Source organism: Bradyrhizobium sp. SZCCHNR1015, from assembly GCF_032489875.1.
In the GTDB taxonomy this organism is placed as follows: domain Bacteria; phylum Pseudomonadota; class Alphaproteobacteria; order Rhizobiales; family Xanthobacteraceae; genus Bradyrhizobium.
The window spans coordinates 92,771-107,931 of sequence record NZ_JAUEYW010000015.1 but is presented as its reverse complement, the minus strand read 5'-3'; the positions used below and the strand labels follow the sequence as shown (position 1 = coordinate 107,931).

Genomic DNA, 15,161 nt, shown 5'->3' with positions numbered 1-15,161 from the left:
TATCTTCCGGTCGCCGTTCGGGGACGGACAGATGCGTGTATTGCTCGTGGAAGACGACGCGATGATCGGTGCCGCGGTTTCGCAGGCGTTGAAGGACGCCGCCTACGCAGTGGATTGGGTGCGGGACGGCGAACTCGCGATCGACGCGGTGAGAAGCGAGGCCTACGATATCGCGCTGCTCGATCTCGGCCTGCCCGAGATCGACGGTCTGGAGATACTGCGGAAAGTCCGCAGCGGCGGCGCGCGCCTGCCGGTGATCATACTGACCGCGCGTGACGCGCTGGACGACCGCATCAGAGGTCTCGATCTCGGAGCCGACGACTACCTCGTCAAGCCGTTCGAGATCGGGGAGCTGCTGGCGCGCATGCGGGCGGTGACGAGGCGGGAGGGCAGCGGTGCGGCGCCAATTCTGACGAACGGAAAGCTTCAACTCGACCCGGCGACGCGCGAAGCCTCCTATTTCGAGGAAAAGGCGGTTCTCAGCGCGCGCGAATTCGCGCTGCTTCGGGCGCTGCTCGCACGGCCTGGAACGATCCTGTCCCGAAGCGAGCTGGAGGGACATATCTACGGATGGAGCGAAGAAGTAGAAAGCAACGCCGTCGAGTTCCTGATCCACGCCGTGCGGAAGAAGCTCGGCAATACGTCGATCAGAAACGTTCGAGGCGTCGGCTGGATGGTGGATCGCTCTACATGATCGGATCGCTGCGCGGCCGCCTCTTCGCCGGACTCACTGCCGTCATCGTCGTTGCAGGAGCGGTCGGAGGAGCATTTGCATATGTCTGGGCTTACGACGAGGCCATCGAGATGCAGGACTCCGTCCTCAACCAGATCGGGGTCTTCGCGCTGAGCTCCCCGATCAGGCAGAGCCAGCCGCTCAATGGGGTCGACGCCGAGTCGGAGATCGCCATCGTCGAATTGGGCGAGATCCCGCGTGGTCCGGCCGACAATCGTCGGTTCTGGGGTCTTCAGGATGGATTGCACAACGATACGTATCAGGGGCAACCGGTGCGTGCTCTGCTCCGGACGCGTCCCGACGGGACCCGGCTCGCAATCACGCAACGAACGGAAATCCGGACCGAGCTCGCGAGCGATATGGCGCTGCGCACGCTGCTTCCCATCCTCGCGCTGATCCCGTGCCTGATGCTGGTCATCGCGATCGTGATCGCCCGCTCCCTGCGGCCCCTGATCGTTCTGGCCGGCGAGCTGGATGCGAGGAAGCCTGACGATATCGAACTATTGAAGGCCACGACCGGCCCCAGCGAGCTGCAACCTTTCCTCGACTCCATAAACGGTCTGCTTCGGCGCATGCGCGCCATGATGGAGCAGCAACGGCGCTTCATCGACGACGCGGCGCACGAGCTCCGGACGCCGATTACGGCTCTCAGCCTGCAGGCGGAAAATCTCGACCTCATGGAGATGCCGGCGGCGTCTCGGGAACGCCTCGCCGCTTTGAAAAGCGGTATGCGGCGAACGAAGCATCTGCTCGAGCAGCTTCTGGCCCTCGCCCGTCACGACGCCGAAATGCCCGCAACCCACGAGCCGTTACATCTGCACAGGATCACGAAGGGCGTGGTGGCCGATCTTCTGCCTGAAGCCGCCAGCCGCGACATCGACGTCGGTTTCACGATGGCCGAGACGGTCGTGGTGGAAGGCACGGCGTTCTTCGTCATATCGGCCGTTCGGAACCTGATCGAAAACGCGATCAAATTCACCCCAGACGGCGGCAGAGTCGATATCGGTATCTATCGGGAGGGCGAAACAGCGATCGTGCAGATCGAAGATACCGGGCCAGGCATCCCGCTATCGGATCTCGAACGCATCTTCGAGCCTTTTTTCCGGTCGAGACAGGCCGGCGGCGAAGGATCGGGGCTCGGTCTCTCGATCGTCAAACGCATCGTCGAGAGGTATCGCGGATCGATTTACGTCGAAAATATCGTGGAGGCGGATCGCTCCGGCCTTCGCGTCATTCTACGCTTGCCCGCCTCGGACAAGGTGCCCGCATAGTGACCTGCTTCCCTGGTATTGTTCGGTTCGGACTATGACGGCGCGGCGCGCCGCCTACCACGTGAATCTCACCCGGCAGCGGTTGCAGGCAGCCCCGCTGCACGAAAATCCGCACCGCATGCGGCCTTTGAACCAGGCACCTCGTCACCCCAGGCTCGACGGGTCCGTACGAAAGATGACCACGGACGGCCAGGCGCGGCTGGCTAGGGATTCCCGGCTTAGCCGCCGGCACGGCAGCTTCGTAAACAGCGTCCCAATGTGCGGCGAAGCGGTGCGCTGAAACGCGGATTTGGCCTGAACGCTCAACAACAACGCCCATTTCAAGAGCCTGCGCGAAAAATAAACCGCTTCCGAAAATCAGCAAATCAGGCGTATACTGCCCGCGTTCCGGTCCGGATGAGGGACGTACGCGTCGTCACGATACGTTGGGCCGGCAATGCGGTGGACGTGAGGGCATCGGCACGCATCATGTGCGGACGAACGATGCACTTGCGGACGTGAAGTCGCGTGGTCCTGACACCCCGAAGCTGGTGTCCCCGCGGCGGCGTGCGAGAAGCGCGTCGTCGCGTACGGTGGCCAACAAGCCCGGTGCACCGAGGAGAGCGCGTATAAGCGTTAAAACCTCCGCGCAGGGAATGCCGGGATGTCTCGGCTGACCTGTGGTGACTGCCGCCTGCTTTTTTTCTGCAGGCGGGCCATGGGTGCGGCCAGCGCCCGGCATTCCCTGCGCCCTCATCATGTCACGAGGGCCCGCCTATCGCATGACCCGGACGCACTGGGCGTCGCGGCGATGCTGCGGCTCGTCCTGATCCGGATCCTCGTCTGCGGCCTCCGCCCCGGTTGCCAACCGCGCGATGAGTCGCAATAAACAGCGCTTCCGAGCCGGCGCGACCGGCCCGTCGACCTGGAGGCATGATGATGACGACGAGACCGACCGCAAAATCATCCGACAAGGATGTCTGGCGCGTCGGCGTGCTGTTCTCACGCAGCGGCCTGATGGAGGTCACGGAGTCCGAGCATTTCTTCGGCACCGCGCTGGCGATCCAGGAGATCAACCGGGACGGCGGCGTGCTCGGCCGCGAGATCGAGGTCATCGCCTATGATCCGGGCTCGCAGCCTGAGACGTTCCGCAAGCTCGCCGATCGGCTGCTGACCGAGGACGGCGCCTCCGTCATCTTCGGCTGCTCGACCTCGGCCGAGCGCAAGGCGGTGCTGCCGGCGATCGAGCGTCGTAACGGCCTGCTGTGGTATCCCTCGCTCTACGAGGGTTTTGAATATTCGCCGAACGTGATCTACACCGGGCCGGCGCCGAACCAGAACGCGTTCCAGCTTGCCGAATACATCGTGCGCAAGCATGGCCCGCGCGTCTACCTGATCGGCTCGGACTACATCTATCCGCGCGAATCCAACCGCATCATGCGCGACCTCGTCGAGTCCTATGCGGGCCGCGTCGTCGGCGAGCAATATGTGGCGATGGAGGCGACCGATGCCGAGCTCTCGCGCGGCCTCAATGCCATCAGGGATGCCGCGCCCGACGTCGTGTTCTCGACCATCGTCGGCCGCACCGCGCAGCGCTTCTATCGCATGTATGCGCAGGCCGGCTTCGATCCGAAGCGGCTGCCCATCGCCAGTCTCACGATGGCCGAGGGCGAGGTCCGCGCCATCGGTCCCGAATATTGCGCCGGCCACCTCACTGCGGCGAGCTATTTCGGCACGCTCGCGCGCGACAGCAACGACCGCTTCAAGGCGGCGTTCGCGGCCGCCTTCGGCGCCGACAAGCCGGTCAGCATGTGGAGCGCCTCGGCCTATGCGCAGATCAAGCTGTTCGCGCTGGCGTTGGCGCAGGCGGGCAGCCTCGATACCCAGAAGCTGGTCGAAGCCGCGCTCGGCCTCAGCCTGGAGGCGCCGGAGGGACCGATGCGGATCGATCCCGACAACAACCACGTCTGGACCACGCCGCGCATCGGGCGCGTGCGCGCCGACGGGCAGTTCGACATCGTCTGGGAGAGCAAAAGCCCGATCAAGCCGGACCCGTATCTGTCAGTCTCGCCGATCGGTGGCCGCTGGCTGAGCGAAGAGGCGCTCTCAGCATGAGACCGGATGACCGCATGAAGCCGGGGGTGCGCCGGCTGATCGAGGAGCTGCGCGGCGCGCGCGTGCTGGTGATCCATCCGCGCGATGCCGAGGGCGATGCGCTGATCGACCAGCTCAAGCGCATCGGCTGCAACGTGCGCGGCGTGTGGCCGCCGCCGGCCGCGATCCCGCACGACATCGACACCGTGTTCCAGCTGATCGAGACCTCCGAGGAGATGATCTTTCCAGAAGGCACCAGCGAGCATCCCCTCACCTTCATCGCCATCGTCGACTACGAGAATCCGACCATCCTGAAGCGGCTGCTCGACAGCAACGCGCATGGCGTCGTCAACAAGCCGATCCGCTCGTTCGGCATCTTGTCGTCGCTGGTGCTCGCGCGCTCGCTACGCGGCTACACGCGCAGGCTCGAGGGCAAGGTGCAGAAGCTGGAGGAGACCTTGAAGGCGCGGCGCGACGTCGACAAGGCGGTGAAGATCCTGATGGGGCTGAAGCAGGTCGGCGAGGTCGAGGCCTATGAGCTGATCCGCGCGCAGGCGACGCAGAAGCGCGTCGCGATGGCGGATATCGCGATCTCGATCATCAATGCGCAGGAGACGCTCGGCGGATTGGGTGTGCTGGATGCGCCGGCCTCGCGCTGAGCGGGTGTTTCCGCGCTCATGCGCTGGGCAGCCGCGGCCCGAAATTTTTGCAGCCGATGGCGTTGACTTCGTATCAAGCATGGGAATTACTTGAGGACGTCGCGGACATCGGATGTCCGCCAATGGCCGGTCGGCCATTTCACATCAGGCTATGCAGCCCTCGCATTGCGCCGCAAGGCGCAGTCGGGGGCTTTTTGTTTGGCGCGCGCGACCCTCGCGAACGCAACGGAGACTCGTGCCTTGACGACGGATGACGACAGCAAACTGCGGATCGCCTGCATCCAGATGCAGCCGATGGTCGGCGAGTTGGCAACCAACCTCGCCCACAGCCTCGACCTGATTCACCAGGCCGTGGCGCAAGGCGCCAGGCTCGTGGTGCTCCCCGAGCTCGCCTCCTCCGGCTACGTATTCAAATCGCGCGAGGAGGCCTTCGCCGCCTCCGAGACCATTCCAGGCGGTCCCGCAGTGACCGCCTGGAGCGAGATCGCCGCCGAGCACGGCCTGCATCTCGTGGCAGGGATCTGCGAGCGCGACGGCGCCAAGCTCTACAACAGCGCCGTGCTGATCGGACCGAACGGCTATATCGGCACGTTCCGCAAGGTGCACCTGTGGAACGAGGAGAACCTGTATTTCGAGCCCGGCAATCTCGGCTTCCCCGTCTACCACACCGAGATCGGCCGCATCGGCATGGCGATCTGCTACGACGGCTGGTTCCCCGAGAGCTATCGTCTCAATGCGCTGCAAGGCGCCGACATCGTCTGCGTGCCGACCAACTGGGTGCCGATCCCCGGCCAGGCGCCGGGCCGCGAGGCGATGGCCAACATTCTCGCCATGGCCGCCGCACATTCCAACTCGATCTTCATCGCCTGCGCCGATCGCGTTGGCATCGAGCGCGGCCAGCCGTTCGAGGGTCAGAGCCTGATCGTCAGCTACACCGGCTGGCCTGTCGCCGGTCCCGCGAGCCGGGACAAGGAGGAGATCGTGGTCGCCGACGTCTCGCTCGGCGAGGCCCGCCGCGCCCGCAACTGGAACGCCTTCAACCAGGTCCTGCGCGACCGCCGCTCCGATGTCTATGACGAGATGCTCGGCAGCGAGGTCAAACGGGGGTGGTACTGACTGCTCCACGGCAATTTTCATCTCGACCATTCACGGAGGACAATCGATGACGTCGCGTTTGATCACCACCTCGCTGGCGCTCGCCCTTGCGGCGGGAACGGCACTCTCGCCTGCTCTGGCCGCCGATCCGATCAAGATCGGCGTTCCCGTCGGCCTGTCGGGCGCCAACTCCGTCGTTGCACCGTCGGTGGTGCAATCCGCCGAGCTCGCGGTGGAGGAGATCAACGCCAAGGGCGGCGTGCTCGGCCGCAAGCTCGCGCTCGAGGTCGCCGATGACGCCTCGGGCGCGGCCGGCGCCCAGAAGGCATTCGACGCGCTGATCTTTCAGAAGAAGGTCAACGTGCTGATCTCGATGGAGACCAGCGCGGCCCGCAACGCCGGCCTGCCGATCGTCGCCCGCGGCAAGACGCCCTACATCTACACCTCGTTCTACGAGGGCAAGTCCTGCAGCCCCTATCTGTATGTCAACGCCTGGGTGCCGGACCAGCAGGTGCCGCCGATCGTCGACTACTTCAACAAGGAGAAGAAGGCGAAGAACTATTTCCTGATCGGCTCCGACTACGCCTTCGGCCGCGGCATGCTCGGCTTCACCAAGAGCTACATCGAGAAGACCGGCGGCAAGGTGGTCGGCGAGGAATATCTGCCGATGGACGGCTCGGACTGGACCTCGATCATCTCCAAGCTCAAGACTTCCGGGGCTGACGCGCTGATCACCTCGACGGCGGGCGGCGCGCCGAACGTGACCCTGACCAAGCAACTGCGCGCCGCCGGCGTGAATCTGCCTTACGGCAACCTCGCCGTCGACGAGGGCACCGCCAAGGGCATGGGTGCTGATGCCGCCGGCATCTATCTGTCGGCCTCGTACGTCACGGGCATCGACACCCCTGCCAACAAGACCTTTTTGGCGGCGATGGCCAAGAAGTTTGGTGCCGAGCTGAAGACGCCGAACGATCTGTCGGTTCCGGAGTATGAGGCGGTGTACGCCTACAAGGCGGCGGTCGAGAAGGCCGGCAGCACCGACCAGGACAAGGTGCTGAAGGCGCTGGCCGAGGTCTCGGTCGACGGCCCGCGCGGCACGATCAAGATGGACAAGCAGCGCCATGCGCCGCTGACGATGTATCTCGGCCAGGTCCAGGCCGACGGCAGCGTCAAAGTGATCCAGAGCTTTGCGAACGTCGATCCCGGAGCGCAGTGCCCGGGCAAGTCCTGATCGCGTATGCTCCCGCGGGGCGGACGCGCGTCCGCCCCGCAACCTCTCGACCGGGAATGACCATGCTGACCGTCGCCCTCGATGCCGTCACGACGGCCGCCATGCTCTTCATCATCGCCGCCGGCCTTCTGATCGTGTTCGGCGTGATGAAGATCATCAACTTCGCCCATGCCGCCTTCCTGACCGTGGGCGCTTATGCAGCCCTGGTCGGCGCGCAACTGGGCCTGCCGTGGTTTCTGATCCTGCCGCTCGCCTTCGTCGCCGGCGCGGTCTGCGGCGGCGTGACGGAGATCGTGATCGTCCGCCGGCTCTACAAGCGTCCGCTCGATGCGATCCTCGCCACCTGGGGCCTCGGCATCGTACTCGGGCAGCTCATCACGCTGATGTTCGGCCGCGAGGTGCAGTTTGTGCAAGCGCCGATCTCGGGAACGGTGCATCTGTTCGGCGCCGATTATTCGGCCTACCGGCTGGTGATGATCGCCGCGGCCATCATCGTCGGCCTGCTGTTCACCGCTCTTCTCAACGGCACGCGGCTTGGTCTGTCGACCAAGGCCGTGATCATGAACGAGATGCTGGCGCAGGGCCTCGGCGTCGACTCCTCACGGGTCAGGCTGATCACCTTCGCACTCGGCAGCGGGCTCGCCGCGCTGTCGGGCGCACTGATCACGCCGCTGTCGAGCGTCGACCCGAACATGGGCGTGCCCTGGCTGATCGGTGCGTTCATGCTGGTCATGGTGTCCGGCGGCTCGCTGCTGGCGCTGGCCGGCTCCTGCGCGGTCCTCGGCACCCTTCAGGTCCTGGTTTCGACCTTCGTCAATCCGATCCTCGGCGGTCTCACCATCGCGATCTGCGCCGCCGTCGTGCTGCGGATCCGCCCGGAGGGTTTTGCCCGTGCCTGATGCGCGCCCCCTCGCCTCTCCTGTGTCCCCAACGAAGCGCGCGATGCCGCTCCTGATCGTCCCCGCGTTGCTGGTCGCGCTCGCCGCCGGCGTGATCGTCGTGGCGCCGCTGCTGCTCGATACCTACCTCGTGAACATCCTGGTGCGCGCCTGCTTCGTCGCCATCGCGGCGATCACCGTCGACATCATGTGGGGCTATTGCGGCACGCTGACGTTCGGCCAGTCCGCCTTCTTCGGCATCGGCGCCTATGCGCTCGCGATCATGTTCACCGAATATGGCTTCGGCCCCTGGCAGATCTGCGCCGCGATCGGCGCAGCCGTGGTGGTGGCGGCCGCTGTCGCCGCCTTCACTGGCTGGCTGTCGTTCTACCCTGGCTCGACGCCGCTCTACGCCTCCGTGATCTCGCTGGTGGTGCCGATCGTGCTGGTGCAGATCCTCTATTCCGGCGGCACATTCACCGGCTCGTCGAGCGGACTTGTCGGCTTCGAAAGCTTCGATCTGGAGATCGAGACCTGGCTGCGACTCGCTGGTTTCGGATTGCTGGCGACGGCGACGCTCGCGCTCGTCGTGATGCGCAGTGACACCGGACGTCTGCTGGCGGCGCTGCGCGACAACGACGCACGCTGCACCTATCTCGGCATCGACACGTCGCGGCTGCGTATCACGGTGCTGGTATTGTCCGCGATCGTCTCCGCGCTGGCCGGATTCTTTTATGCCGGATTCGGCGGTATCGCCGCGCCCGAAAACGCGAGCTTCAGCTTCGGAACCAACCTCGTGATCATGGTCGCGCTCGGCGGCCGCGGCACCGTGATCGGTCCGGTGATCGGCGCGCTGTGCATCGAGGTGGCGAGCGCCTACCTTGCCAATAGCCTCCCCTACGTGTGGGAGCTGATCGTCGGGCTTGCGCTGATCATCGTGATCCTTGTCTTCCCGGACGGTCTGCTTGGCGCTGTGATGCGCCTGGTCAAGCGCGGCGGTTCGGGACGGCGCACTGCGACGACGCTGCGCCCGGCCGCTGCCGCCACGGCGGTCAGCAATCCGGACGCCGTTGCCATCGAAGTTCGCGCGCTCGGCAAGCATTATGGCAGTCTCGCAGTGCTGGACGGCGTGCAGTTCACGGCATATCGCGGCGAATTGCTGAGCCTCGTCGGTCCCAACGGGGCTGGCAAGACCACCTTGATCCGCTGCCTCTCCGACGGCCGCGAGCGCTCGGCCGGCGACGTCGCGATCGCCGGCCATGACATCGCGCGGTTGCCACCGGATCGCGTCGTTCGCTTTGGTCTCGGCCGCAAGTTCCAGACCGCGTCGGTGTTCGAAACCCTGACCGTCGCGGAATGCCTGCGCGTCGCGCGGACACATGCTGATCCTCCCGCACTGACCTCGCGCGCGGTGACGCTGGCGCTGCCGCCTGCAGCCATGTCGGTCGTCGAACGCTCCGGGCTCAGCGAGCGGCTCGATGAGGAAGCGCGCAATCTGAGCCACGGGCTCAAGCAGGCACTCGAGCTCGCGATGGTGCTGTCGCTCGAGCCCGACGTGCTGCTGCTGGATGAGCCAACCGCCGGACTGACGCGCGCGGAACGGCAGAGCTTCGCCGACATCCTCACCGCCCTCGCCCGCCGCGACCGGCTCTGCATTCTCCTGGTCGAGCACGATCTCGATTTCGTGCGCGAGATCTCGTCGCGCATCATTGTGCTGCACCAGGGGCACCTCGCGCTCGACGGCTCGGTCGACGAGGTCGTGAACAGCGAGCTGGTGCGCGAAATATACACCGGACAGCATGTTCCGCATGCGGAGGCCCTCGCATGAGCAGCGTTCTGGATGTTCACGAGCTGGCAAGCGGCTACGGCTCGTCGGAGGTGATCAGCAATGTCGGTTTTGCGCTCGGCAAAGCCGAAACCCTCGCGATCGTGGGCAAGAACGGCATGGGCAAGACCTCGCTGCTCAAGGCCATCGTCGGCTTCCTGCCGGCCTGGCGCGGCCGAGTGAGACTTGCAGGCAAGGACGTGACGCGGATAGCGCCGCATCTGAAGCGGAAGATGGGGCTGGTCTATGTGCCGCAGGAGCATGCGCTGTTCCAGGATCTGTCGGTGCGCGACAATCTCAGGCTCGGCGTGCTCACGGACGACGACATGACCGCGCGTTTCGAGCAGGTCGGCGGCTGGTTCCCCGTGCTCACCAAGCGGCTGAGCCAGCGGGCCGGCACACTGTCCGGCGGCGAGCAGAAGATGCTGATCGTGGCGCGCGCGCTGATGGCGAAGCCCGACGTGCTGCTGCTCGACGAGGTCACGGAAGGTCTGCAGCCGTCCGTCGTCGACCGGCTGTCCGAGGTGCTGGTGCGGGCTCGCCGCGAGATCGGCACCTCGATGATCGTGGTCGAGCAGCATCTGCCGTTCGCGCTCTCGATCAGCGACAGATACCTCGTGTTCAAGCGCGGCGAGATCGTCGATGCCGCCGCGGTCGACCGTGACTCCGCCGCGCGCATCGACGAGCACATGCGGATCTAGCGAACGCCTCGGCGGGAGAACAGCGAGATCAGCACCGGCAGCGTGATCAGGATGACCATCGGGGCCAGCATCATGCCGGTGACCACGACGATCGCGAGCGGCTTCTGCACCTGCGAGCCGATGCCGGTCGACACCGCGGCCGGCATCAGGCCGATGCCGGCGACGACGCAGGTCATCAGCACCGGACGCAACTGCAATTCGCCGGTGCGGATGACGGCCTCGATGCGGTCGACACCCTCGTCGATCAGCTGGTTGAACTGCGACAGGATGATGATGCCGTCCATCACGGCGATGCCGAACAAGGCGATGAAGCCGATCGCCGCCGAGACGCTGAACGGGATTCCGGTCAAGACGAGGCCGACCACGCCGCCGAAGATCGCCATCGGGATCACGCTCATGGCGAGCAAGGTATCGGCCATCGAGCCGAAATTGAACCACAGGAGCACGCCGATCAGCGCGAGGCTGATCGGCACCACGATCGACAGCCGCTTGATCGCATCCTGCAGATTGCCGAACTCGCCGACCCACTCGACATGCGAGCCGGGCGGCAACTGCACCTGCTCGGCGACCTTCTGCTGCGCCTCCTGGATCGCGCTGCCGAGGTCGCGCTCGCGCACCGAGAACTTGATCGGCAGATAGCGCTCCTGCTGCTCGCGATAGATATAGGCCGCGCCCGACACCAGCTTGATGGCGGCGACCTCGCTCAGCGGAATTTGCGTAATGCCGTTCGGCCCCTGCGCACCGATGCGCAGATTCTCGATCGCCTCCGCGCTCTTGCGATATTCCGGCGCCAGACGAACGATGATTGGGAAATGCCGGTCGGAGCCGGGCTCGTAGAGATCGCCCGCGGTGTCGCCGCCGATCGCGACCTTGATGGTGGCGTTGATGTCGCCAGGCGCGAGCCCGTAGCGCGCCGCCTTGGCGCGGTCGATGTCGATCTGCACGGTCGGCTGTCCGAGCGAGGTGAACACCGCGAGATCGGTGATGCCCTGCACCGTCGACAGCACCTGCTTGATCTTGTTGGCGGTATCCGTCAGCGCCTGCAGATCATTGCCATAGAGCTTGATCGAGTTCTCGCCTTTCACGCCGGAGACGGCTTCGGAGACGTTGTCCTGCAGATATTGCGAGAAATTGAACTCGACGCCGGGGAAGCGGTCGTCGAGCTGCTTCAGCAACTCCGCGGTAAGCTGATCCTTGTCCTTGGTGCCGGGCCAGTCCTTCACCGGCTTCAGCGGCGCGAAGAACTCGGCATTGAAGAAGCCCGCGGCATCGGTGCCGTCGTCGGGACGGCCGTGCTGCGAGACCACCGCATCGACCTCGGGCCGCGCGCGGATGATCTTGCGCATCTCGTTGACGTAGGCGTTGCCCTCCTGCAGCGAAATCGTCGGCGGCAGGGTCGCACGGATCCAGAGATTGCCCTCCTCCAGCTTGGGCAGGAATTCGAGCCCGAGCAGCCGGCCGACCACCACGGTCAGCAGCACGAGACCGATCGCGCCGGTCATCACCAGATTGCGGTTGCCGACCGCCCAGCGCAGCACCGGCGAATAGATCGCGTGCAGCAGCCGCATCAGCCGGGTCTCGGTCTCCTCGACATGTGCGGGCAGGATGATCGCGCTCAGCGCCGGCGTCACGGTGAAGGTCGCAAGCAGACCGCCGGCGAGCGCATAGGCATAGGTGCGCGCCATCGGCCCGAAGATGTTGCCCTCGACGCCGCTCAGGGTGAACAGCGGCAGGAACGCGGCGATGATGATCGCGGCGGCAAAGAAGATCGAGCGCGACACGTCGGCGGCCGCCGACAGGATCGCGTGGCTCTTCATGCCCATCATCGTCTCTGGCGAGATGTGGCTCTCCTCGGCCTCGGACAATGGCGTGGTCTGCGTCAGCCGGCGGAAGATCGCCTCGACCATGATGACGGTGGCATCGACGATCAGGCCGAAATCGATCGCGCCGACCGACAGCAGGTTCGCCGACTCGCCGCGCAGCACCAGGATGATGACGGCGAAGAACAGCGCGAACGGAATCGTGGCGCCGACGATCAGCGCGCTGCGGAGATTGCCGAGGAAGATCCACTGCAACAGCACGATCAGACCGATGCCGACCACCATGTTGTGCAGCACGGTGTGGGTCGTGGTGTCGATCAGGTCCTTGCGGTCGTAGATGCGCTCGATGCGCACGCCCGGCGGCAGGATCGTCGAGTTGTTGATCTGGTCGACCAGTTGCTCGACCCGCGCGATCGTCGGCGAACTCTGCTCGCCGCGCCGCATCAGCACGATGCCCTGGACGATATCGTCGTTGTTGTTGAGGCCGGCGATGCCGAGCCGCGGCTTCTCCGCCACCGTGACGTTGGCGACGTCCTTCACCAGCACCGGATTGCCGCCGCTCTGCGACACCATGGTATTGGCAAGGTCGTCCATCGAGCGGATCAGGCCGACGCCGCGCACGACCGCCGACTGCGTGCCGATCTCGACCGTGTTGCCGCCGACATTGATGTTGGAGTTGCCGACCGCCTGCAAGAGCTGCGGCAGGGTCAGACCGTTGGCGACCAGCTTGTTGAAATCGACCTGGATCTCATAGGTCTTGGTCTTGCCGCCCCAGCCGGTGACGTCGATGACGCCAGGCACGGCGCGGAAGCGCCGCTGCAGCACCCAGTCCTGTAGGGTCTTGAGGTCGAGCACGCTGTAGCCGGGCGGACCACGCAGCCGGTAGCGATAGATTTCGCCGACCGCGCTCAAGGGCGAGATCTGCGGCGTGACGTTGCCCGGCAGTGGTGACAGCTGCGACAGCCGGTTCAGCACCTGCTGCAAAGCTTCGTCGTAGGTGTAGTCGAACGAAAACTGCAGCTTGACGTCGGACAGGCCGTACAACGAGATCGTTCTGATCGTGCGCAGGTTCTTGATGCCCGCAACCTGGGTTTCGATCGGGATCGTGATGTAGCGCTCGATCTCCTCGGCCGAGAGACCCGGGCTCTGCGTCACGATGTCAACCATCGGCGGGGTCGGATCGGGATAGGCTTCGATGTTGAGCTGGCGGAACGCGATCAGGCCGCCGATCAGGACGGCGACGAACATTCCGACCATCAGGAAGCGCCGCTGGACGGCGATGGCGACGAGGCGGTCCATTCAGATCGGCACTTTCAGGAAGGCAGGCGGGAGGCGCGCATCTCAGCTGCCCGAGGCTGCGCGATCGATGAACAGGCTGCCCTTGGTGACGATCTGCTCGCCTGCGCTCAGATTGCTTTCGACGGCGACCTGATCGCCATTGATCAGACCGGTCTTGATCTTGCGCAGCTCGATCGACTTGTCGGGACGGGCGACCCAGACGCGAACCTGGTTGCCTTCGTAGATCAGCGCCTGTCGGGGCACCGCGACGGCGGGTTGCTCGCCTGGCGAATAGATCGTCACATTGGCGAACATCTCCGGCTTCAGCAGGCCGTCCTTGTTGTCGATGGTCGCCCGGACGAGCAGCCGGCGGCTCGCCGGGTCGATCGAAGCGGCGACGTAGTTGATGCTGGCCTTGAGCGGCCGGCCGGGCAGCGCCAGCACGTTGACGAGGATTTCCTCGCCGATGTTCACCAGCGCCGCATCGCTCTCACGGACGAACGCGGTCAGCCAGACGGTGGAGAGATCGCCGATCACGAACACCGGGTCGCTCGCGCCGGAGTTTACGTATTGTCCGGGGCCGACCTTGCGCTGCACGACCGTGCCGGCGATCGGCGAATAGATCGTGATCTCGCGGTCGATCACGCCCTTGCTCTGGAAATCGGTGATCGCGGCATCCGTGAAGCCGAGGATGCGCAGCTTGTTGCGGGCGGCCTCCAGCGCCGTTTGTGACGACCGCATGTCATTCTGGGCCTGAACGGAGGTCGCCTCCGCCTGCTGGAAATCCTTCAGCGGGATGGCCCTGCCTTCAAACAGGTCCTTGGCGCGCTTGTACTGGATGTCGGCGAGATCGAGCGCGGACTTCGCCTTGTTCATCGAGGTGATGGCCGCAATGAAATCGTTCTGGGCCTGCACCGTGTCGGCGGCCTCGATCACGAACAGCGGCTGGCCCTGCTTGACGTTGTCGCCCGGGCGGGCCAACAGCTTGGTGACGCGGCCGGCATAGGGCGAGAACACCGGCGTCGAGCGGTCCTCGTCGACGGCAACCTTGCCCTCGGTGACGTGCTCGGCACGGAAAATCTTGTCGCAGACCGGCTCGATCGTCAGCGTCGCCCATTCCGCCGCCGATGGCGTGAAAGTGGTGCCGTTGCGCTTGGACTGGCTGGAGAGCTCGATATTGTCTTTCGCAGCCGATCCCGACTGGAATTGCGTATAGCCATAGCCGCCCGCGCCGGCCACCGCCAGGGCAGTCAGGCCGATCAGCAGCCGCTTGGTGCTGAGCATCTGCGGGGATGGGTTCATGTCAGACGCCATGGCTGGTCAGATAGGCTCGCTTTATCTGTCGACGATTCCGGCTCTGGCGGTCTCATCGTGGCGCTAATAGTGCGGAACTGGAGCTTTAAACAACCTAAAAATCGCCCAACTCGTCCCTGTTTTGCTTTAAAAATTTGAAAGTTCAACGACAGCCGTTCAGCTTGCATTCAGCTCGTTCCGGGCAATCGCGGTTACACCGCGGCGCACCATGGACGCATCGACGGCGCCGCGGATCGCCGGGACGGTGTCGCCGGTCGATGAGCCAACCTCCGCGGGTACGCCC

Annotated in this window: 11 protein-coding genes; 9 read left to right on the top strand and 2 right to left on the bottom strand. The window is 64.9% G+C overall.

Annotated elements, in window-relative coordinates; translation table 11 throughout:
• Window positions 1-31 precede the first annotated feature (31 nt).
• From QX128_RS24910 to QX128_RS24870, 9 genes are all read left to right on the top strand, one after another.
• Window positions 32-694, top strand: coding sequence for a response regulator transcription factor (locus tag QX128_RS24910; RefSeq protein ID WP_316238784.1), 663 nt, complete (start codon window positions 32-34; stop codon window positions 692-694).
• Complete coding sequence (locus QX128_RS24905; RefSeq protein WP_316238783.1) at window positions 691-2,004, top strand: ATP-binding protein; 1,314 nt, start codon at window positions 691-693, stop codon at window positions 2,002-2,004. Before QX128_RS24910 ends, QX128_RS24905 begins: the two co-directional genes overlap by 4 nt.
• 918 nt (window positions 2,005-2,922) lie before the next feature.
• Window positions 2,923-4,098, top strand: coding sequence for a transporter substrate-binding domain-containing protein (locus QX128_RS24900; RefSeq protein WP_316183057.1), 1,176 nt, complete (start codon window positions 2,923-2,925; stop codon window positions 4,096-4,098).
• A gap of 14 nt (window positions 4,099-4,112) precedes the next feature.
• Window positions 4,113-4,736 carry an ANTAR domain-containing response regulator gene (locus tag QX128_RS24895; RefSeq protein WP_172131072.1) on the top strand — a complete coding sequence of 208 codons (624 nt, stop codon included), beginning with the start codon at window positions 4,113-4,115 and terminating at the stop codon, window positions 4,734-4,736.
• A gap of 240 nt (window positions 4,737-4,976) precedes the next feature.
• Window positions 4,977-5,852, top strand: coding sequence for a nitrilase family protein (locus QX128_RS24890; protein WP_316238782.1), 876 nt, complete (start codon window positions 4,977-4,979; stop codon window positions 5,850-5,852).
• Between the two features lie 46 nt (window positions 5,853-5,898).
• Entirely contained in the window at window positions 5,899-7,062 is a 1,164-nt protein-coding gene (locus QX128_RS24885) for a substrate-binding protein (RefSeq protein WP_316215918.1), read from the top strand.
• A gap of 62 nt (window positions 7,063-7,124) precedes the next feature.
• Window positions 7,125-7,961: a branched-chain amino acid ABC transporter permease gene (locus QX128_RS24880; RefSeq protein ID WP_315801235.1), complete on the top strand. Its 837-nt coding sequence runs from the start codon at window positions 7,125-7,127 to the stop codon at window positions 7,959-7,961.
• Window positions 7,962-8,004: 43 nt separating this feature from the next.
• A complete protein-coding gene (locus QX128_RS24875; protein ID WP_316238781.1) occupies window positions 8,005-9,768 on the top strand; it encodes a branched-chain amino acid ABC transporter ATP-binding protein/permease in 1,764 nt (587 codons plus the stop codon).
• Window positions 9,765-10,466, top strand: a complete 702-nt coding sequence (locus QX128_RS24870; protein WP_315801237.1) for an ABC transporter ATP-binding protein — start codon at window positions 9,765-9,767, stop codon at window positions 10,464-10,466. Before QX128_RS24875 ends, QX128_RS24870 begins: the two co-directional genes overlap by 4 nt.
• Here the strand turns inward: QX128_RS24870 and QX128_RS24865 are convergent.
• Together QX128_RS24865 and QX128_RS24860 are read right to left on the bottom strand one after the other, a co-directional pair.
• Window positions 10,463-13,585 (bottom strand): CusA/CzcA family heavy metal efflux RND transporter, encoded by a 3,123-nt coding sequence (locus tag QX128_RS24865; RefSeq protein WP_316238780.1) that lies wholly within the window; start codon window positions 13,583-13,585, stop codon window positions 10,463-10,465. The genes QX128_RS24870 and QX128_RS24865 overlap by 4 nt on opposite strands.
• A gap of 42 nt (window positions 13,586-13,627) precedes the next feature.
• Entirely contained in the window at window positions 13,628-14,866 is a 1,239-nt protein-coding gene (locus tag QX128_RS24860) for an efflux RND transporter periplasmic adaptor subunit (protein ID WP_410053178.1), read from the bottom strand.
• Between the last annotated feature and the right edge of the window lie 295 nt (window positions 14,867-15,161).

Coding starts and splice junctions, on each gene's coding strand:
- QX128_RS24910 (WP_316238784.1), top strand. CDS start 32: ATGCGTGTATTGCTCGTGGAAGACGACGCGATGATCGGTGCCGCGGTT.
- QX128_RS24905 (WP_316238783.1), top strand. CDS start 691: ATGATCGGATCGCTGCGCGGCCGCCTCTTCGCCGGACTCACTGCCGTC.
- QX128_RS24900 (WP_316183057.1), top strand. CDS start 2,923: ATGACGACGAGACCGACCGCAAAATCATCCGACAAGGATGTCTGGCGC.
- QX128_RS24895 (WP_172131072.1), top strand. CDS start 4,113: ATGAAGCCGGGGGTGCGCCGGCTGATCGAGGAGCTGCGCGGCGCGCGC.
- QX128_RS24885 (WP_316215918.1), top strand. CDS start 5,899: ATGACGTCGCGTTTGATCACCACCTCGCTGGCGCTCGCCCTTGCGGCG.
- QX128_RS24880 (WP_315801235.1), top strand. CDS start 7,125: ATGCTGACCGTCGCCCTCGATGCCGTCACGACGGCCGCCATGCTCTTC.
- QX128_RS24875 (WP_316238781.1), top strand. CDS start 8,005: ATGCCGCTCCTGATCGTCCCCGCGTTGCTGGTCGCGCTCGCCGCCGGC.
- QX128_RS24870 (WP_315801237.1), top strand. CDS start 9,765: ATGAGCAGCGTTCTGGATGTTCACGAGCTGGCAAGCGGCTACGGCTCG.
- QX128_RS24865 (WP_316238780.1), bottom strand. CDS start 13,585: ATGGACCGCCTCGTCGCCATCGCCGTCCAGCGGCGCTTCCTGATGGTC.
- QX128_RS24860 (WP_410053178.1), bottom strand. CDS start 14,866: ATGAACCCATCCCCGCAGATGCTCAGCACCAAGCGGCTGCTGATCGGC.